The 20264-nt window shown below is 64.5% G+C and carries 17 protein-coding genes; 7 read left to right on the forward strand and 10 right to left on the reverse strand.

All coding sequences use genetic code 11. The features are described from left to right. Positions 1-99: 99 nt before the first annotated feature. Both CRO39_RS05435 and CRO39_RS05445 read right to left on the reverse strand, forming a co-directional pair. Complete coding sequence (locus tag CRO39_RS05435) at positions 100-789, reverse strand: ABC transporter ATP-binding protein (protein WP_097120873.1); 690 nt, start codon at positions 787-789, stop codon at positions 100-102. A gap of 508 nt (positions 790-1297) precedes the next feature. Next, positions 1298-2545, reverse strand: coding sequence for an efflux RND transporter periplasmic adaptor subunit (locus CRO39_RS05445; protein WP_097120874.1), 1248 nt, complete (start codon positions 2543-2545; stop codon positions 1298-1300). A 238-nt stretch (positions 2546-2783) separates the two neighbouring features. Between CRO39_RS05445 and CRO39_RS05450 the strand changes: the two genes are divergently transcribed. Continuing rightward, complete coding sequence (locus tag CRO39_RS05450; RefSeq protein WP_097120875.1) at positions 2784-3998, forward strand: sensor histidine kinase; 1215 nt, start codon at positions 2784-2786, stop codon at positions 3996-3998. A gap of 293 nt (positions 3999-4291) precedes the next feature. Continuing rightward, a complete protein-coding gene (locus tag CRO39_RS05455) occupies positions 4292-4894 on the forward strand; it encodes a response regulator transcription factor (RefSeq protein ID WP_097121301.1) in 603 nt (200 codons plus the stop codon). A gap of 317 nt (positions 4895-5211) precedes the next feature. Here CRO39_RS05455 and CRO39_RS05460 read toward each other — a convergent pair whose 3' ends face one another. The 8 genes from CRO39_RS05460 to CRO39_RS05495 form a co-directional block, all read right to left on the reverse strand. Then, positions 5212-6582 carry a leucyl aminopeptidase family protein gene (locus CRO39_RS05460; protein ID WP_097120876.1) on the reverse strand — a complete coding sequence of 457 codons (1371 nt, stop codon included), beginning with the start codon at positions 6580-6582 and terminating at the stop codon, positions 5212-5214. Then, a complete protein-coding gene (locus CRO39_RS05465) occupies positions 6579-7301 on the reverse strand; it encodes an HAD family hydrolase (protein WP_097120877.1) in 723 nt (240 codons plus the stop codon). The genes CRO39_RS05460 and CRO39_RS05465 overlap by 4 nt, the downstream gene beginning before the upstream one ends. 447 nt (positions 7302-7748) lie before the next feature. Further along, the gene (locus CRO39_RS21285; RefSeq protein ID WP_274382246.1) at positions 7749-7871 is read right to left on the reverse strand and encodes a hypothetical protein; all 123 of its coding nucleotides are present in this window, start codon (positions 7869-7871) and stop codon (positions 7749-7751) included. A gap of 424 nt (positions 7872-8295) precedes the next feature. After that, entirely contained in the window at positions 8296-9399 is a 1104-nt protein-coding gene (locus CRO39_RS05475) for an AI-2E family transporter (RefSeq protein WP_097120878.1), read from the reverse strand. A gap of 323 nt (positions 9400-9722) precedes the next feature. Next, positions 9723-10166 (reverse strand): protein sip-5, encoded by a 444-nt coding sequence (locus CRO39_RS05480; RefSeq protein WP_097120879.1) that lies wholly within the window; start codon positions 10164-10166, stop codon positions 9723-9725. Next, complete coding sequence (locus CRO39_RS05485) at positions 10163-10657, reverse strand: phage holin family protein (protein ID WP_097120880.1); 495 nt, start codon at positions 10655-10657, stop codon at positions 10163-10165. Before CRO39_RS05485 ends, CRO39_RS05480 begins: the two co-directional genes overlap by 4 nt. 6 nt (positions 10658-10663) lie before the next feature. Then, positions 10664-11035 carry a hypothetical protein gene (locus CRO39_RS05490; RefSeq protein WP_097120881.1) on the reverse strand — a complete coding sequence of 124 codons (372 nt, stop codon included), beginning with the start codon at positions 11033-11035 and terminating at the stop codon, positions 10664-10666. Between the two features lie 316 nt (positions 11036-11351). Continuing rightward, positions 11352-12782, reverse strand: coding sequence for a Do family serine endopeptidase (locus tag CRO39_RS05495; RefSeq protein WP_097120882.1), 1431 nt, complete (start codon positions 12780-12782; stop codon positions 11352-11354). A 960-nt stretch (positions 12783-13742) separates the two neighbouring features. Between CRO39_RS05495 and CRO39_RS05500 the strand changes: the two genes are divergently transcribed. The 5 genes from CRO39_RS05500 to CRO39_RS05520 all read left to right on the forward strand — a co-directional run bounded on the left by CRO39_RS05500 (position 13743) and on the right by CRO39_RS05520 (position 20237). Continuing rightward, a complete protein-coding gene (locus tag CRO39_RS05500) occupies positions 13743-15899 on the forward strand; it encodes an adenosylcobalamin-dependent ribonucleoside-diphosphate reductase (protein WP_097120883.1) in 2157 nt (718 codons plus the stop codon). Between the two features lie 741 nt (positions 15900-16640). Further along, complete coding sequence (locus CRO39_RS20855; protein WP_162125653.1) at positions 16641-17168, forward strand: hypothetical protein; 528 nt, start codon at positions 16641-16643, stop codon at positions 17166-17168. Between the two features lie 116 nt (positions 17169-17284). Then, the gene (locus tag CRO39_RS05510) at positions 17285-18133 is read left to right on the forward strand and encodes a TSCPD domain-containing protein (RefSeq protein WP_097120884.1); all 849 of its coding nucleotides are present in this window, start codon (positions 17285-17287) and stop codon (positions 18131-18133) included. A 19-nt stretch (positions 18134-18152) separates the two neighbouring features. Next, complete coding sequence (locus CRO39_RS05515; protein ID WP_097120885.1) at positions 18153-19037, forward strand: type II toxin-antitoxin system death-on-curing family toxin; 885 nt, start codon at positions 18153-18155, stop codon at positions 19035-19037. Between the two features lie 57 nt (positions 19038-19094). Further along, the gene (locus CRO39_RS05520; RefSeq protein ID WP_162125651.1) at positions 19095-20237 is read left to right on the forward strand and encodes a helix-turn-helix domain-containing protein; all 1143 of its coding nucleotides are present in this window, start codon (positions 19095-19097) and stop codon (positions 20235-20237) included. Positions 20238-20264: the final 27 nt, after the last annotated feature.

Genomic DNA, 20264 nt, shown 5'->3' on the forward strand with positions numbered 1-20264 from the left:
CAGGGAAGGATCGGGGAGGAGTGCGTGGTCCCGCGTAAACGCGAGTCCGACGGCACGTTCCTCCAATCTCTCCCGTTGGACAGGGAGAGCGGGTATGCGTCAGTGCGTCGCCGGGGTGTCGGTCAGCTCGCCCTTGTCCAGGTGGATGGTGTGGGTGGCGTACTCGGCGGCCTTGGGGTCGTGGGTGACCATGATGATGGTCTTGCCGTGCTCGCGGTTGAGCTGCTGCAGCAGGCCCAGGATCTCTTCGGCCGAATGCCGGTCCAGGTCGCCGGTCGGTTCGTCGCAGATCAGGAAGGTGGGGTCGGAAACGATGGCGCGGGCGATGGCCACGCGTTGCTGCTGGCCGCCGGACAGTTCGTTGGGGCGGTGCGAGCCGCGGTCGGCCAGGCCCACCAGCTGCAGCGCGACTTCGGCGTTGCGCTTGCGCTGGGCCGCGCCCAGCTTGGTCAGCAGCAGCGGCAGCTCCACGTTCTTCTGCGCGGTCAGCGTGGGCATCAGGTTGTAGAACTGGAACACGAAGCCGACATGGTGGCTGCGCCACTGCGCCAGCTGGGCATCGTTCATCTGGTCGATGCGCTGGCCTTCGATGTCGATTTCGCCGCCGCTGGGGTTGTCCAGCCCGCCGATCAGGTTCAACAGGGTGGTCTTGCCCGAGCCGGACGGACCCATCAGCGCGACGAAGTCGCCGTGGGTGATGTCCAGGTCGATGCCGTGCAGCACCTGGACTTTCTCGGGGCCGCGCTGGTAGGTCTTGGTGAGGTTGCGGATGGAGACCAGTGATGACATGGGCGTTTTCCTTCGGTGGCGTTCGGGGTGCTGTGTCCTGGGACTGCGATTTTTACGGGTAATTCAGGGCGGGTTCTGTCCTGATTGAGACCGGTGCCTTGCTGCATTGGTCTGCATAGGTAGATCCGATGACGGCGATATTGGCGACTGCAACTGCAACTGCAAGAGCAAAAGCTTGACCGGCTTCGCCGTTGAAAGCCGCGCTTTCGCGCGAGTTCCTTTTGTCTTGGCAAAAGGAACCAAAACCGCTTGAGCCTGACACTCGCCGATGCGATGGAGCCGCATCGGTGCCCTGCGCTCCTCGCCGGATACGGCACGGCGCCCAAACTCGCTGCGCTCAGACAAGGGCGCCTCTTCGGCCGTATCCGCCTGCGGTGCTCGGCTCGCTCTACGGCTCAATAGAGCAGATGCAACAGCAAAGTCAAAAGCAACAGCAACAGCAACAGTTTTTCACTTCATCGATTTCGTCGCAGCGTCGGAATCCCCGCGCGCGCCGCTTCGATATTGTCTACTCTTCCGCCAGCTTCACCTTGGCGCCGTTGGTCAGTTCGGCGGGCGGATCCAGCACCACCGCTTCGCCGGGGGCCAGGCCTTCGCTGACGTGGACGTCGTCGCCCAGTTTGCCGGCCACCTTCAGCGTGCGCAGTTCCGCGATGTCTTCTTCGGTCACCACGAACGCGCGCTGGCTGCCGTCGCGTTCGAACACCGCCGCGGCCGGTGCGCGCACGCCCTTGGGCTGCTCGGCCTGTTGGGGTTTGGCCGCTTCCAGGAAGCTCACCCGCACGCCCATGTCCGGCACGATGCGCGGATCCTTGACGTTCAGCGCCACCCGCACCTTGACCGTGGCCTTGCTGCGGTCGGCGGTGGGGATGATGGCGATGACCTCGCCGGGGATCTGCCAGTCGGGATAGGCGTTCAGCGTGGCCTGCACCGGCATCTTCGGTTGCACGCGGCCGATGAAGGATTCGTTGACCTCCACTTCCACTTCCAGCGAATCCATGTCGACGATGGTGCCGATGCCGGTGCGGGTGAAACCGCCGCCGGCCGACAGCGGCGAAACGATCTCGCCCGGCTGCGCGGCCTTGGCGATCACCACGCCGGCGAACGGCGCGCGTACGACGGTATTGTCCAGTCCCAGGTCGGCAATGCGCAGCTGATCGGCGGCAACCTGGGCGTTGCGCTGCGAAGTCACCAACTGCGCACGCAGGGAATCGCGCTGGGCGACGGCCTGCTCGAACTGCGACTGCGACACCAGTTGCTGCCTGACCAGCGTGTCCAGCCGGCGGGCGTTGGCGTCGGCTTCCAGCAGCTGCGCCTGGATGCTGCCGGCCTGGCTGCGCGCGGCCTGCAACTGGGCGGCGGCCAGCGCGCGCGAGGCATTGGCATCGATCGGATCCAGCGTGGCCATGACCTGGTCGGCCTCCACCACCATGCCTTCCTCGATCAGGATGTCCTTGACCTTGCCGGTGATCTTGGCCGACACCGTGGCCATCCGCCGCGCCACCACGTAGCCGGAGGCGTCCAGCACCGACGCCGAGGCGCCGCCATTGCCCAGCGCTACGGTGGGAGCGGTACGTACTTCGATGGCTTTGCTGCGGCCCAGCATCGCCCAGGCCGCCAGCGCCGCAAGCAGCACCACCGCCGCGGCGATCAGCGCAATCCATAGGCCGCGCCGGGAGCCTGGCTGCGGCGCAGGCGTCTTGCGGTCGATGCGGAGTTCCTTCAGCAGTTCGGCGGAGGTGTTCGGGCTGTTCATCGCTTACCTGGACGTGGCAATGGGGCAAGTGTGACCGCACAGGCTACACGAGCCTAGCTGCCGGAAGTCACTTCGCGCCGGCGGCCGGCCGCCACGGGTGGCCGGCATGGCGGTGCATGGTGGCGGCCGGCCGCGGCCGATTCCAGTGACAGATGTCATCTGATTCGTCTGAACAACGCCACTTATCACAGCCGCAGCGCAGACGCAGAATGGCCGCAGGCCATCAGAGGAGCCGACCGTGAAACTGCCTCCGCTTCCCCGCTGGCTGACGCCGCAGCCGGATTCGCTGGCCGCGCACGACCTGCGCATGGGGCGCTCGCCGTGGCTGCAGGCCATCCACCTGGTCTGGACGGTGTGGGTGTTCCTGACCCCGGCGATGTCGGGGGGCGCGTTCGGCTACACCGCGCTGTGGGCCTTGCTTACGCTGGTGTCGTACCCGTTGTTCCTGTGGCTGTATGCGATGGCGCTGATCGCCGCGCCGCGCAGGGCCCGCGCCTGCGCACTGGCCATCGTCGGGATGTGCCTGGCGCTGCTGCCGTGGTACCCGTCGGGACTGAGCTATTTCGTATTCGGCTGCGTGATGTTGCAGCCGCGGCGCGGGCGCTCGATCCTGGGCTACTTCGCGCTATTGGCCGTGCTGAATGCGGTGCTGGCGGTCTACGCGCGCCATCTGGGCTATCCGTGGCAGGCGCTGGTATGGATGCCGGTGGTCACCGCGGTGGTCGCTGCCATGGTGACGGTCGAACGCATCAACCACGAGCGCGAAGCGGCACTGAAGTTTTCGCACGACGAAGTCCGCCGCCTGGCCGCGCTGGCCGAACGCGAACGCATCGGCCGCGATCTGCACGATCTGCTGGGCCATACCTTGTCGCTGGTGGCGCTGAAGTCGGACCTGGCCGGCCGGCTGATGGAGCGCGACCCGGTCGCAGCGCGGCGCGAAATCGACGAGGTCAGCCGGGTCGCGCGCGATGCGCTGGCGCAGGTGCGGCGTGCGGTGACCGGCATCCGTGCGGCCGGACTGGCGGGCGAACTGGCGTCGGCCAAGCTGCTGCTGGAATCGGACGGCGTGGCCTTCCGCTATACCGCCGAGGAAGCGCCGATCCCGTCGGAACTGGAAACCGTGCTCGCGCTGACCCTGCGCGAGGCCGTCACCAACATCCAGCGGCACGCCCGCGCCAGCCTGGCCGAGGTATCGCTGCAGAGCGACTCGCAGCAGGTGACCCTGCACGTCCGCGATAATGGCGTCGGCGGCGCGATGGCGCCCGGCAATGGCCTGACCGGCATGCGCGAACGGGTGGAAGCGCGCGGCGGCCGCTTGCGTATCGAGTCCGTACCGCGGCAGGGCACCTGCGTGGAGGTCACGCTGCCGCTGCCGTCGGGCGAAGCGGGGGATGCACCCTCCGAGCCCCATCGGCTTGAAGACATGGTGGCAGTCGCGCCGGCAAGCCGGTGAGGGTGAGTCGCAAGCCATTCGACACGGATGAAAGCGGATGAATACCGAAGGCACTGGCTTGTCATCCGTGTCCCTTCGCATTGCCGGTGTCTGCAAGACTTCGCGACTGCGCCCCGATAGCCACTCACCATGCAAGGGAATGAACGCGCCGCAGCGCGCCCGAATGGAGAACAACCCGCTTTCTGCGCAGGCACCGGGGCGCGCGGTCGCGACTCACATCGCTCCTGCAGCGGGCAACCAATCGTCCTGCGATTTGATAGCGTGTACGCCGTCCCTTGCTGCCGATGCCGCCGATGATTCGCGTACTGCTTGCCGAAGACCAGGCCATGGTGCGTGGCGCGTTGTCGGCGCTGCTGAACCTGGAGGACGACATCGACGTGGTCGGCAGCGCGGCGGATGGCGAGAGCGCCTGGCGCGAACTGCAGCGGTTGAAGCCGGATCTGCTGGTCACCGACATCGAGATGCCCGGCCTGACCGGGCTGGAGCTGGCCCAGCGCATCCACCGGCAGGAGCTGCCGTGCAAGGTGGTCATCGTCACCACGTTCGCCCGCAGCGGCTTTCTGCGCCGTGCGCTGGAGGCCGGCGTCTGCGGCTATCTGCTGAAGGATGCGCCTGCCGAGGATCTGGCCGAGGCGCTGCGCAAGGTGCATCGCGGCGGCCGCGCCATCGATCCGCAACTGGCGCTGGAAGCGTGGTCCGACGCCGATCCGCTCAACGACCGCGAACGCCAGGTGCTGCGGCTGGCCGGCGAAGGCCAGTCCGCCGGCGAGATCGCCCGCCAGCTCAACCTCTCGCAAGGCACCGTGCGCAACTACCTGTCCGAGGCCATCGGCAAGCTCGGCGTGGGCAACCGCATCGAAGCCTACCGGCTGGCGCGGCAGCGGGGCTGGTTGTAAAGGACGCTGCAGGTTGTCGCCTGTAGGAGTCGCGCCGGCATGCCGGTGCGGGTCAGTCGCGACCGCGCGCTCAACGCCTGCGCAGAAAGCAGGTTGTTCTCCATTCGGGCGTGCGGTGGCGCGTTCATCGCCTTGCATGGTGAGCGGCTATCGGGGCGCAGTCGCGACCGCGCGCTCAACACCCGTGCAGAAGGCAGGTTGTTCTCTCCATTCGGGCGTGCGGTGGTGCGTTCATCGCCTTGCATGGTGAGCGGCTATCGGGGCGCTGTCGCGACTGACGTCGCTCCTACAGGGAGCAGGGAAGCGGGAAGCGCGCCTCAACCCGGGTAGCGCGCCTTCAGCATGGCGTAGGCGCTGCGCAGGGCCAGCGCTTCGCCGCCGGCGGGGCGGCCGGGGCGGTCGCTGTCGTTCCAGGCGTACACGTCCAGGTGCGCCCACTTCTGCCCGGCCGGGACAAAGCGCTCCAGGTACAGCGCGGCGGTGACCGCACCGGCCATGCGCGAACCGGCGTTGGCCAGGTCGGCGATGTTGCTGGTCAGGTAGCGCAGGTAGGGGCGCCACAACGGCATCCGCCAGACCGGGTCGCGCAGCTGCTCGCCGGCGGCAATCCAGTCGTTGGCCAGCGTATCGTCATTGGCGAACAGCGCCGGCAGGTCCGGGCCCAGCGCAATGCGCGCCGCGCCGGTCAGCGTGGCGAAATCCAGCACGATGTCCGGCGACTGCTCGCCGGCATAGGTCAGCGCATCGCACAGGATGACCCGGCCCTCGGCATCGGTGTTGTCGATCTCCACGCTGATGCCCTGGCGGGTGGCGATGACTTCGCCGGGGCGGAACGCATTGGGACCGATGGCATTTTCCACCGCCGGCACCAGCACGGTCAGCCGCACCGGCAGTTTCCGCGCCATCACCAGTTGCGCCAGCGCCAGCGCGTGCGCCGCGCCGCCCATGTCCTTCTTCATGTTGCGCATGCCGTCGGCCGGCTTGATGTCCAGCCCGCCGGTGTCGAAGCAAACGCCCTTGCCGACCAGCGCCACATGCGGGTGGTCCGCCTGGCCCCAACGCAGCGCGATCAGCCGCGGCGCTCGGTGCGAGGCGCGGCCCACCGCGTGGATGGCGGGGAAGTTCTGCGCCAGCAGTTCATCGCCGGCCGTCACCTCGACGCTCGCGCCATGGGCCTGCGCAATCTCGCGGGCAACGGCTTCCAGCTCGTCCGGGCCCATGTGCTCGGTGGGCGTATTGACCAGGTCGCGCACGCGCAGGCTGGCCGCCAGCAGGTCCAGCGCCTCGGCGTCGGCCTGTTCCAGCACCAGCCGCGCCGGCGACCGCGGCGGCTGCTTGTAGCGATCGAAGCGGTAGCTGCCCAGGCCCCAGCCCAGTTGCAATGCCGCGCGCTGCGCCTGTTCCAGCGCGGTGGCCAGCTGCCAGCTACCCTGCGGCAGCGCGAACGGCGCATGCGCGTACGAATACGGGTCCAGCGGATCGCCAATGCCGACAATCGCCCCGCCGATGCCGGATTCGCCCGGAAGCGCCAGCAGCGAACCCGGCGCGGCGGTGAAGTTCTGCGCATCCAGCCAGGCGCCGATGGCGGCCGGCTGGCTGGCGCGCCAGTCGGCCAGTTGGCTGCGCTCCAGCACATGCAGCGGCAGCGAGGGCGAGGAAATGTCGGTGAATCCGTGGGGAAGGCTCATGCGGCGGCATGCTCCGTGGCGAAAGAGGGATGCGCATCCAGCCAGTCGGCCAGCGCGGTCAGGGTGTGGAATTCCAGATCCGGGCGCAGCGACGGATGCGACCAGCGCTGCGCTTCGCGGTTGAGCCAGCAACTGCGCAGGCCGGCGCGGGCCGCGCCCAGCACGTCCATCTCGATGTGATCGCCCACATGCAGCACTTCGCCCGGGGCGGCGCCCAGCCGCGCGCAGGCGGCGTGGAAGATGCTGGCGTCGGGCTTGGCGGCGCCGTGTTCGCGCGAGCCCAGCTGGAAAACGAAATGCTGCGACAGGCCGATCCGCTGCAGATCGGCATTGCCGTTGCTGACCGCCGCCACCGGCACTTTGGCAGCGAGCCGCGCCAGCGCGTCGAGCGCATCGGGATAGCACTGGACCTGGTTGCGCGCGGCGTAGAACACTTCGTAGGCCGGTTCCAGCAGTTCGGGGTCGGCGCCGCTCTCGGCCAGCGCCTGCTGCAGGGTCAGCCGCCGCAGCGCGCTGAGGTCGTGGTGCAGGTGCGGATTTTCTGCGAACGAGCGTTCGCGCAATTCGCGCATCGCGGCCACCGGGAAGCGTTCGGCGGTGCGCGGGCTGTGCACTCGCATCCAGTCGTGCAGGACCTGGTCGATGCGTGCGCCGATCGGGGCGAACGGCCAGAGGGTGTCGTCGAGGTCGAGGGTGATGGCGCGCAGGGGGAAGCTCATTGGCGGCATTTTAGCGCGAAGGGGGTGGGGGCGTTGGATTGGGGGTATTCCGGGTTTTGGTGTTGTTGTCTTGCCGACTGTGGGCGTTGAGCGGATTTTGCTGTTGACGGACGTTGACATGCTTCCTGTTGAAGCGCATTGACCCGCTCAACTATTGAAGAGTGTTTACCGGCGCTGCTGTTGAAAAGCTTTCGCACCTGTCGGCGCGAGTCACTTTGACCAGCCATTCGGCTGTTGAAAAGCGCTTCTTTGCGTGGCCAAAGAAAAGTAACCAAAAGAAAGACCACCCGGCGGCGCGCCTTCCGCGCTGTGCGCTCCAGGTACGCTGCGGGGCCGGGGATTTCCGGACGGGGCATCCTGCCCCTTCCGGAAACGGCGCACGTCCATGTGCGCCGCCCTATGGGTTCTTCCCCGTCCCCTCCGCCACGCCTCAAGGGACCCGAAAAGTCAAAAGCTGAAAGCAACAACAACAACAACAACAACAGCAACAGCAACAGCAACAGCAACAGCAGCAACAGCAGCAACAGCAACAGCAACAGCAACAGCAACAACAACAGCAACAACGGACATTCAGGCTGCCCGTGCGCCAGCTTTCGCTTTTGCAGTTGCCTTTGCGGTTGCTTTTCAAGGGGCCCCTGAGGCGCGGCAAGCGGGACGGGTTAAACCCCGCAGGGGCGGCGCGCACGACGCGCGCCGTTTCCGGAAGGCACATGGATGTGCCGTCCGGAAATTCCCGGCCTGCTTGCGGACCCGTAGCGCAACGCGCGGAGGGCGCGCCGCCGGGGTGGCCTTCTTTTGGTTACCTTTTCTTGGCCACACAAGAAAAGTAACTCGCACCGCCAGGTGCGAAACGCTTCTAAACCGCGAAGCTGGTCAACCGCTTTTCAACTGCAACGCCGGTCAACGCTCTTCAACAGCAGAGCTGGTCAAAGCTCTTCGCCAGCAGAGTTGGTCAAAGCTTTCATAGGAATGAAGTAAAAAAAACCAGCAACCCCTACTCCAACAACCGTGCCCACCCCTCCATTCCCTCCACCTTGGCCAACACCAACTTGATGCAGACCAACAACGGCACCGCCAACAACAGACCGATGATTCCCCACATCCAACCGAACAACATCAACGCCAGGATCAGCACCAACGGCGACAACGCCATCCGCCGGCCCAGCACGATCGGCGTGATCAACTGACCCTCCAGCGTATGCAACGCCAGATAGGCGCCGGCCGGCAGCAGCGACTGCCACAGTTCGTCGAAGGTGACAAAGCCCACCAGCAGCATCAGCATCACGCCGATCAGCGGCCCCACGTAGGGCGCGAAATTCAGCAGCGCCACCAGCGTGCCCCACAGCAGCGCCTCGTCCAGCGGAAACTTCAGCGCATACATCACGCCGGCAAAGACCATGCCCACCACCAGGTTGATCAGGCTGATGGTCAGCACATAGCGCGACACCTCGCGTTCTATCGATTGCAGGATGCCCACGGTGAGCTTCTTCTGCTGGCGGCCGGGCAGCAGGGCAATGGCGTTGCGCTGCAGGTTGTCGCCGTACACCATGAAGAAGAACGTCAGCAGCACCACCGCCAGAATCGACGCCAGCAGCCGCGGCGTGGCCAGCAACCGCCGGTACGGGTCGTCCTGGGCGGTGAGCACGATGGGCGGGCGCTTGCCGGCGGTGCCGCCGGCGGCGCGGGCAAAATTCTCCGCGGCCTGGTTGGCGTCCTGCACCGGCTTGGTCAGCGCGTGCAGCTTGGAGGCCAACTGGCGCATTTCGCGCGGGGCCTGGCGCGCCCACTCCATCGCCGGCGGCAGCAACTGGTTGCCCAGCAGCGCCGCGCCGGTCATCCCGCCCAGCAATACCAGCAGCGCGGCAATGAAACGCGGCAGGTACAGCCGCCGCAGCAGGCGGATGATGGGATTGCCGACCAGGGCGAAGAACATCGCCAGCAGCACCGGCAACAGCACCGGCTGTGCCGCCCACAAGGTAAAGCCGACCGCCAGGATGGTCAGCAACAGCAGCGGTGCCGATGCGCGCGGGCGCGGCGGTGGCGTGGCGGCCTCGGCAGGTTGCGGATCGGCTGGCAGCGGTTCGTCGGGGGACGGCATGGCGGGCACCTTCCAACGGCGGCTGCGGAACCGCGATTATCGCGCCTGGGAGGTCAGTAACGCATGATGCAGCGCGGGGTGGGTGCATGCGCTCCTGAGTCGAATCTCAGCTTCCTTCTCCCTTTTGGGGTGAAGGCATTGAGCCTTTCCTTCTCCCTACGGGAGAAGGTGGCGCGTAGCGACGGATGAGGGAAGGAAGCGTCCGCTTGTAGCAAAGGTGGATGGCGAGTCGTTGCCATTCCCTCATCCGCCCCTTCGGGGCACCTTCTCCCAAAGGGAGAAGGGAACTGAAGCATCGTGCTAGTCAGAAACCTCGGGCCCTGTCAGCGTTCGGAAAGTTCGGTCGCCGCCTCGGCCGGGCGCGGCTGGACCGCGGTCACCGGATCTTCGTCGAAGCGTTCGTCGACCAGCGGTTCTTCCGCGTAGCCGCTGTCATCGCCTTGCGCCTGCGCATCTGGGGCGGTGGCCTCGGCCGATTCGGCTGCTTCTTCGGCCTGTTCGGCCGCGGCGGCGGCCTGCAGGCTGGCGATCATGCCGGAGATCGAGCCGACCATCTGCAGCCAGCGCGCGCCGGTCATCGCGCGCAGCGGTTCGGAGCGTCCGACCAGGAAGCCGGTCACGCCGCCGGCCACCACGATGCGCAGCGGCGTCCAGCCCTGCCGCCAGGCGGATTTCAGTATCTGCCATTGGCCGCGGGCTTCCTCGGCACGGCCTTCGACCAGCCGTTCGGCGCGTTCCACCCGCCGCTGCAGCGCTTCGAAGTTCATCGTTGCGGGCTTCCCTTCTGCGTGTTTCCTGCCTGTACCTGCTCTTCCCGCACGGGCGGATCCTCGTCCTCGCTGTCCTCGTCGAACAGGCCCATCCGGCTCAGCTGGCGGCGGGTGGCATGCATGCCGGCGTGGTCGAAGTAGCGCGACACCTTCCATACCGCCAGCGCGGTGACCGCCACGCTCAGCAGCGCGGCAAAGGACAGCGACTGCAGCCACGACCAGCCCAGGCGCTGCAGCAGCGCGATCAGCGCGCCGGCAATCAGCAGCCAGGCGGAACCGCCAAACACCACCGCCACGCCCACCCAGGCCAGCGCGCGCCCCAGCGAACTGCGCGCCAGCGCCAGATCCGCCGACACCAGCCGGCGCAACGCGCGGCCGGTATCGCGGGAAGCACCGAACGCGGCGCGCCCGGCCGCGCCGACTTCGCGCAGGCTTTGTTCCAGGCTGGGCGCCTTCTCCGCGCCCGCGCTGTCGTCGCTATCGGTCACGCGCGCTTACTTGTCGCCACCGCCGCTGCGCGCCAGCTTGGCGATGATCCAGCCGGCGGCAAAGGCCACGCCGAACGAGGCCAGCGGGCGTTCGCGGATCAGATCCGCGGCGCTGTCGATCAGGTCGCGGCCCTTGTCCATCAGCGCATCGACCTGCTCCTTGGCGGCGGCACCGCCGGACTCGGCGGCGGCCAGGCCGGCCAGGCCGCTGTCGGCCAGCTCCGCTTTCACGTTGGCCTTGCCCAGCCTGAGTTCCTCGCTGGCGGCGCTGGCCGCGCCCTTGATGGCCTCGCCGGCAGCGCTGGCAGCGGATTTCAGATGCGAACCGGCCTCGCCCAGGTTCTCTTTCACGGCATCGGTGGCAGTGGGCATGTTCATCGTCTACTCCTTCAGCGGAAAAAAGGGGGTGCCCGGTCAGCGTAACGCAGATGGAGCGAGAAACGAGTGGAGAGGAACGAGAAACGAGTGAAGAAGAGCCAGAAACGAGTGAAGAGGAGTGAGAAACGAGTGAAAAGCTGACCTCTTTCACTCACTCTTTACTCCTCACGCCTCGCTCCTGGCTCCTCCGCTCGGCTACAGCACCGCCCAGGGGAAGCGAAAGCCGCGTTCACTCGTTCCTCGCCTTTTCACTCGTTTCTCACTCCTCTTCACTCGTTTCTCGCTTCTCGTTTCTCGTTTCTCGTTCCTCGCTCTTTCACTGCATCGGCAGCGTGCCCTGGGCATTGCCGCGGAGGATACGCAGTACCAACTGCGGGGGCTTGCGTTCGAAACTGGCGCGGAAGCCGGCCAGATCGGTGAAGTCGCCGCTGCTGGCGGCGGTGACCACGTCGCCGGCGCGCAGCTGGTTCTGCGCGGCGCGGCTGCCGCGGGCTACTTCCTTGACCTGCACGCCCTGCAGGCCGGACTGGCGCAGCGATTCGGGCAAGTCGGCAAAGCTGGCGCCGCTCAGGCGCGGGTCCAGCGTTTCGCCGGCCACTGCGCGCGGCTGTTCCTTCAGGCTGGCGCGCAAGGTCAGCGGCTTGCCGTCGCGGCTGATTTCCAGGTTCAGCGTGCTGCCCACCGGCTGCAGGCCCTCGAAGTTGTGCAGCGACGGCGCATCGTTGATGCGCTGGCCGTTGACCGCCACGATCACATCGCCGGTCTGCACGCCGGCCGCGGCCGCGCCGGAGCCGGCGTAGACCCGGGTCACCAGCGCGCCGCGCGGGTTGTCCAGCTTCAGGCCGGTGGCCAGGCGCGCGTCGACGGTCTGGGTTTCCAGGCCCAGCGTGCCGCGCACCACCTCGCCGGTGGCTTCCAGCTGGCGCATCACATCGCGCGCCAGGTTGGACGGAATGGCCAGGCCCAGGCCGATATTGCCGGCCATGCTGCCGCGCGGGTTGAGGCTGGCGGTGTTGATGCCGACCAGCTGCCCTTGCAGGTTGACCAGCGCGCCGCCGGAATTGCCGGGGTTGATGCTGGCGTCGGTCTGGATGAAGTTCTGCAGGCCCAGCCCGCGGATGCCGCTGCGGCCCACCGCCGAAACGATACCCGAGGTGACCGTCTGGCTCAGCCCGAAGGGATTGCCGATGGCCACGACAAAATCGCCCACGTCCAGCAGGCTGCTGTCGGCCAGCGGAATGGCGGTCAGGTTCTCGGCCGGGATGCGGATCAGCGCCACGTCGGTATCGGCGTCCGAACCCAGGAATTCGGCCTTCAGCGTGCGCCCGTCGGCCAGCGTCACCTGCACATCGTCGGCGTCTTCGATGACGTGATGGTTGGTCAGCACATAGCCCTTGGCGGCATCGACAATCACGCCCGAGCCCAGCGACTGGTTGATGCGCTCCTGCGGGATGTCCGGGAACAGCCGGCGGAAGAACGGGTCGTCGGCAAACGGGTTGCGGATGCGCACGCGCTGGGTGGTGTACACGCTGACCACTGCCGGCATCACCGTTTTCAGCATCGGCGCCAGCGACGGCACCGGCTGGCCGCCCACTGCCGTCGGCAGCGCCGCGGCGGTGGGGACGGCGGCCATGGCCGCGGGCGCGGCCTGGGCCGGCTGGTTGAGGTTTTCGTGCAGCGAAATCGCGGCAAATCCGCCAAAGGCGGCAGCGGCGGTCAGGGCAAGCAGGGTCGGTAGCGGGCGCATCGGTGGTTTCATTCCGGTGGGCTGTCAGTGTCTGGAAAGTCGCGGCGGCGGCGGCCGAACTCAAGCCCGCCCGCCGAATATGAACGAGTCTGCGTCCCGACCCCTAAACCGGCAATGAAGTTCACCCTTTCGCCCGCCGCGGCCGGCCCGGACCGCCGCCAGCCAGGGCAAAAAGTTTCACGGAGAAATTTTTGGTTCTTCTCCCAAGCGCGGGGAACATCCATGTGGAGTCCGGTGACCAGGGCAGTGCGGGACACGCCGTAAATGCGTCCATGCAGGCTCTTCCGCGGCATCCATGCCGCGGACGGTCCCGCACTGCCCTGGCCACCGGCTTCTGGACACCTGGTCGGCGCTCGAAGAAAGGCCTTCCGAAGTCGCGATCTGCCATCTGCCCAAAGGCGACGGCCGGCGGGCTGGGGGGTGCGGAGAGCAGGCCAGGGATGGCTTGCGGCCCGACGTAAAGACACGACGTCGTCAGGAGGGCGGAGCACCCCCCAGCCTGACGGGCGGCGGCTCCCGCCGAAGCCAACATCCCCGGAAACGGGAGAAGAACCAAATCTATGACGTCGCGTCAGCGACGGCCCGCAAGGGTGGCCGCCATGGATGGCTGGCCACAAAAAAGCGCTTGTCAATCCGGTTGACAGACCGGCAGGCCGGGCGTAGCTTGCATACCTCGTGCCGCCACTACATATAGCGGTTTGGTGCGAAACGGGCCCAAGAACTAGGGTTTCTTGGTAAACGGGCGTCCTGTCGGCAGGGCGCGAAAAGACGATGGTGACCGTGGGTGAGCGTTCTTCCTTGCAGGACCCGCCAACACATTCCAGCCACTTTGCGCGGCGCATGCTATGCGGCCGCGTGCGGGGCTGTCGCCGTCGTTCCGGCCCGGTAGTGAGGGGTGGGCGGCAGTAGCCGCCCGCAGACATGTAAAGCGGGTGCAGGACCAAGGAGAACAACAAGATCATGAGTACGGTGCGCCTCGAAGCCATCAACACCCAACCGGCAGCGGCAGATCAGATTCCCATGCAGCCGGCCTCCCAGGACATCTGGGACAAGAAGTACCGGTTGAAGACCAAGCAGGGCCAGGCCCTGGATGCCGATATCGACGGCACCTACCAGCGCGTGGCCCGGGCCCTGGCCGACGCCGAGGCCACGCCCGAGAAGCGCGCCTACTGGTACGAACGTTTCGTCTGGGCGCTGCGCCGCGGGGCCATTCCCGCCGGCCGCATCACCTCCAATGCCGGCGCGCTGGAACACAAGCCGGCCACCAGCACCATCAACTGCACCGTGTCCGGCACCATCGAGGACTCGATGGACGGCATTCTGGAAAAAGTCCACGAGGCCGGCCTGACCCTCAAGGCCGGCTGCGGCATCGGTTATGAATTCAGCACGCTGCGCCCGCGCGGCGCGTTCGTCGCCGGCGCCGGCGCCTACACCTCCGGCCCGATGTCCTTCATGGATATCTACGACAAGATGTGCTTCACCGTGTCCAGCGCCGGCGGCCGCCGCGGCGCGCAGATGGGCACCTTCGAAATCGGCCACCCCGACGTCAAGGATTTCATCCGCGCCAAGCGCGAAGACGGCCGCCTGCGCCAGTTCAACCTGTCGCTATTGATAACAGACGGCTTCATGGAAGCGGTGGACAACGACGCCGACTGGCCCCTGGTGTTCCCGGTCAACGCCAAGGAACAGGGCGACATCGACGTGGACGACGCCACCCAGGTGCTGTGGCGCGAGTGGCCCACCCACAAGAACTACGTGACCCGCGACGACGGCCTGGTGGCCTGCAAGATCTACGGCCAGATCCGCGCCCGCCACCTGTGGGACATGATCATGGTCTCCACGTACGACTACGCCGAGCCGGGCTTCATCCTGATCGACCGCGTCAACGAGATGAACAACAACTGGTGGTGCGAAAACATCCGCGCCACCAATCCCTGCGGCGAGCAGCCGCTGCCGCCGTACGGCGCCTGCCTGCTGGGCTCGGTCAACCTGACCACCTTCGTGCGCAAGCCCTTCACCGACGAAGCCAGCTTCGACTGGGAGGAATACAAGGAAGTCGTGCGCGTATTCACCCGGATGCTGGACAACGTGGTGGAGGTCAACGGCCTGCCGCTGGAACAGCAGCGCGCCGAAATCCTGCGCAAGCGCCGCCATGGCATGGGCTTTCTGGGCCTGGGCAGCACCCTGACCATGCTCAAGCACAAGTACGGCAGCGCCGAGTCCTGCGAATTCACCGAAGCCATCGCCCGCGAAATGGCCGTGGCCGGCTGGGAAATGGGCCTTGCCCTGGCGAAAGAAAAAGGCCCCGCGCCCATCATGGAAGAGCGCTTCGAAGTCACCGCCGCCATGCTGCGCCAGCGCCCGGAAATGGTGAAGGACGGCTGGAAGGTGGGCCAGGAGATTCCCGGCAAGGTGCTGCACGCCAAGTACAGCCGCTACATGCAGCGCATTGCCACAGTGGCGCCGGAGCTGGTGGACGAGCTGGCCGAAACCGGCGCCCGCTTCACCCACCACAGCTCCATCGCCCCCACCGGCACCATCAGCCTGAGCCTGGCCAACAACGCCTCCAACGGCATCGAGCCCAGCTTCGCCCATCACTACAGCCGCAACGTGATCCGCGAGGGCAAGAAGTCCAAGGAAAAGGTGGACGTGTTCTCGTACGAGCTGCTGGCCTACCGCCACCTGGTCAACCCCAAGGCCATGCCGTTTGCCGAAGACGCCGACGCCAAGCTGCCGGACTACTTCATCAGCGCCGACGACATCCACCCCAAGGAACACGTGGACGTACAGGCCGCCGCGCAGAAGTGGGTGGACAGCTCCATCTCCAAGACCGCCAACGTCCCCACCGACTACCCGTACGAGCAGTTCAAGGACATCTACCGCTACGCCCACCAGCAGGGCCTGAAGGGCTGCACCACGTTCCGCTTCAACCCCGCCGCCTTCCAGGGCGTGCTGGTCAAGGAAGCGGACCTGGAAAACACCCTGTACCGCTTCGAGCTGGAAGACGGCAGCACGGTCGAGGTCAAAGGTAACGAACAAATCGAATACGACGGCGAAATGCACACCGCCGCCAACCTGTTCGACGCCCTCAAAGAAGGCTACTACGGCAAGTTCTAAACCCTTTCTACCCCCTCCCAAGCGAAGCAAGCAAAGGTCGGGAAAGGCCAGCTTCAACCCCCTCCCAAGCGAAGCAAGCAAAGGTTGGGAAGGGCCAGCTTCTACCCCCTCCCAAGCGAAGCAAGCAAAGGTTGGGAGGGTCAGCTTCTACCCCTCCCAAGCGAAGCAAGCAAAGGTCGGGAGGGGCAGCTTCTACCCCCTCCCTTGCGAAGCAGGGGAGGGTTGGGGAGGGGTCAGCTTTTGCCGTTGCTCCAGCTTCACCCCCTCTCCCTTCCATGCAGCAAGCAAAGGTCGGGAAGGGGCCAGCTTCAACCCCTCCCAAGCGAAGCAAGCAAAGGTAGGGGAGGGTCAGCTTCACCCCCTCCCTTGCGAAGCAGGGGAGGGTTGGGGAGGGGTCAGCTTTTGCTGTTGCTCCAGCTTCACCCCTCTCCCTCCCAAGCGAAGCAAGCAAAGGTCGGGAAGGGCTCAGCTTCAACCCCTCCCAAGCGAAGCAAGCAAAGGTTGGGAGGGTCAGCTTCAACCCCCTCCCTTGCGAAGCAGGGGAGGGTTGGGGAGGGGTCAGCTTTTGCTGTTGCTCCAGCTTCACCCCTCTCCCCTCGCAGGATGAGGGGGGACGAGCGCAGCGAATCGCTCTTCCTCACCCCAGGCGATGAACCAAACATCGGTCCATCTCCACAGCAACCAGCATCAGGTATAGCATCGGCGTCGTAACAAACCTACGCCCACAGGAGGGCAGAAGTCATGAGCAACGGTAATGGTGTCACGGCGACGCTTTCCGGCGCCGCTGAAAACATGAAAGACAAGGCAATGGAAATCGGCGAAGCAGTGGCCTCCACCGCCAGCGCCACGGTAGCCAAGGCCAAAAAAGCCGCAAAAAAGGCCCGCAAAACCGTAAAGGCCGACATCGCCAAGGCCAAGAAAGCAGTCGCCAAGCGTACCGACAAGGCCAGCAAGGCGGTCAAGAAAACCGTCGCCAAGGCCAAGAAAAAGCTCGCCGCCGCCAGCGCCAGCGCCAAGGCCGAAGCCGCCAGCCTGAAGAAGAAGGCCGCCGGCAAGAAAGCCACCAAGAAAACGGTCGCCAAGAAAGCCGCCGCCAAAAAAGCGCCAACCAAGAAGACCGCCAAGAAAGCCGTGAAGAAGGTCGCCAAAAAGGCCACGGCCAAGAAAGCCGTAAAGAAAGCAGCACCCAAGAAAGCAGCACCCAAGAAAGCGGCCAAAAAGGTCGCCAAGAAAGCCCCGAAGAAAGCCGTAAAGAAAGCTAAGAAGTAAGCCTGTGCCTTGGCCCCTCTCCCTTGACGGGAGAGGGGTTGGGCAGAGGGTGCGCTCTTCGCCCCACCGCAACACGCCACATCACACCGCAACCGCAATAACAGGATTCCAAAGTCATGGCCGTCAAGATCGACAAGAAAATCAAGGGCTACAGCGTGCTCACCCCGGAAGACAAGGCGCGCGAATCCGCGCCGGCCGTTCCGGTCGAGTCGATCAGCCGCGCCAAGGCCGAAGCCGAACTGCCCAAGGCCGACATCATCCACATGCACGAGCGCATCGAGCGCCCGGAAGTCCTGATCGGCAGCACCTACAAGATCAAATCGCCGCTGGTGGAACACGCCATGTACGTGACCATCAACGACATCGTGCTCAACGCCGGCACCGAGCACGAACTGCGCCGCCCGTTCGAGATCTTCATCAACTCAAAGTCCATGGAGCACTTCCAATGGATCGTCGCGCTGACCCGCATCATGAGCGCCGTGTTCCGCAAGGGCGGCGACGTCACCTTCCTGGTCGATGAAATGAAGGCCGTGTTCGACCCGCGCGGCGGCTACTTCAAGGCCGGCGGCGTCTACATGCCCTCGCTGGTGGCCGAACTGGGCGCCATCGTCGAAGAACACATGAAGTCCATTGGACTTATCCACGACCCGGAAATGAGCGACCACCAGCGCGCCATCCTGGCCGAAAAGCGCGCCCAATACGAAAACCGCGCAAAAAAAAACTCTGATGTAAGCGCATCCCCCGCTTCTTCCCCTTCCCCTGCGCCAGCGGGGGAAGGTGCCCGAAGGGCGGAAGGGGGTGCTTCTGCTTCTTCCTCCAACGGCACCGAAGACATCGCCGTCACCGGCGACGGCACCAGCTTCCCCCCCTCAGCCACACTCTGCCACAAGTGCAGCACCAAAGCGCTGGTCATCATGGATGGCTGCGCGACGTGTTTGAACTGTGGGTATTCGAAGTGTGGGTGATAGATATGGCCGCACTTGAATGGATTTCATCTGCAGCGAAGTAAGAGCGGAATACGAACGATGGATGCGTGAGTTTCCTGACGACCCATATTCGGCGGGAAACACGGTAGGCATCTACGATGTTCTACGGGCTCACTTCCTTATTGCGGACTACTTTTTTGACGCGGGCACTGGAATTGGTGGTATTGGGCCGCGCGACTCTTCACTACTTCACTCTGCCGTCTATCGTCAGTTTGTTTCATTCGGAGGCATGGAGAAGTGGCGTAACGAATATGAGCGATGCGCGACATTGCTGTATGGGATCGTAAAAGATCATCCTTTCCACGATGCGAATAAGCGCACTGCCTTGTTGGTGACGCTTTACTTTCTCCAAAAAAACAATCGAGTTCCAACAACTTCTCAGCGCGAGCTAGAAGATTTCGTAGTTGAGGTTGCGGAAGACTCGCTTGCGAAGTACCGACGGTTTGCGGATATGGAGAAGAGTGATGTTCCCGATGCTGAAATTAGGTTTATTGCCGACTTTTTGAAGCGGAATACTCGTCAAGTTGATCGGCGCAGCTACACGATTACATTCCAGGATCTGAACAGGATTCTGAACACGAAGTTCTCCGCGGGCCTAGAGAATCCAAGCGGGAACTACATCGATGTAGTGAAGTATGAAACGCGGCGCCCAGTGCTTGGGCTCTTTGGGAAGCCGGAGCGTCGAGCCTCAAGGGTCGCTAACATTGGGTTTCCTGGATGGAAGAAGCAAGTCAGCGCGGGGGCGATCAAAACCGTTCGTACGGAGCTCGGTTTGTTGCCGATTAAAGGCGTGGATTCACAGGCGTTCTTCGGGTCGGCCGATCCACTGAATTCGCTAATCGAAGAGTATTCGGGGCCACTAAGTCGGTTGGCGGACAGGTAAGTTCTGGTGCCGTAGTCATGCCGTCTATCCAACGTCGAGGTGATGTGATGAAAGCGGATGGCGATTAATCTTCAAGCTTTGGGCGAAAAGTTTTCGAAGTATCGCGCCCAGCTTATGCAGACTCTCGAGGAAGTGGCGACAGCTACCGGTATCGAGATTGCACGCCTGCGCTCAATCGAAGAGGGCTTGCAAGAGCCGACGGGCGACGAGGTTCTCATCCTGGCGGACCATTACCGCTGCGACTTCAAGTACTTCATTAGCAACGAGCAATCGGCGCCGTTCGAGCAGACTGAAATCCTTTATCGTGCGCATGGTCGGGAGTTCTCAAAGCAGGATCGTGCTTCGATTCAAGAATTCTTGTATCTGTGTGAAACGGAGGAGCTACTGACGCAGGAGCTGGGGAGGGCGCCGCAGCCTTTCACCTTTTCGCCGACAGGAAACTACTTCAAAGGACATGGAGAGACCGCGGCTGCAGCTTTCCGAAAAGCTATGGGTCACGGCGACCGACAGGTGCCTCGCGATATCTACGATGAATTCCGATCTGCAGGTCTCCACGTTTTTCGGCGGAAACTTGGGAATTCGGCCATCTCGGGCCTCTTCATAATGCACCCCGTGGCGGGCAAGTGCGCCCTAGTGAACTATAGCGAAGACATCTATCGGCAGCGATTCAGTGCAGCACATGAGATGGCGCACGCTATTTTTGATAGCGGTTCAGGCCCGAGCGTGAGCTACTTCAAACCGCAGGATTCTGACATGCTCGAAGTGCGAGCTAATAGATTCGCCTCGTGCTACCTAATGCCGCCTGAGGTTTTGCGCCGCTTTACTGCAGTTGCTACTTGGAGCGAGACGGAAGCGCAACATTGGGCAAACGAACTTCGAGTGAGTTGCGATGCATTAGGTATCGCGCTCAAGGAGGCGGGTGTCGTCGATGCAGAGGTCAGTGAGCGCATTCGGCGCTTCCGCGTACCGCGCGAGGCCAAGCTCGAACCTGAGCTACCCGCCGCACTCAATGACATGCAGTGCGCCCGAAAGGCTGAATTGTTGGAGCGTGGCCTTTCAGATCACTACGTAGGGCTTTGCTTTGACGGTTACAGGGAGGGAGTGATTAGCCTCGGCCGCCTCGCCGAAGCTCTCCTTTGTAGTCGAGGCGAACTCAGCGAGCTGGCAAGGCTGTATGGACGGAGTCTGTATGTCAATTGACCCGTCTAACTTCCATCCGGTGAATGT

The organism is Pseudoxanthomonas wuyuanensis (assembly GCF_900215535.1).
GTDB classification, from domain to species: domain Bacteria; phylum Pseudomonadota; class Gammaproteobacteria; order Xanthomonadales; family Xanthomonadaceae; genus Pseudoxanthomonas_A; species Pseudoxanthomonas_A wuyuanensis.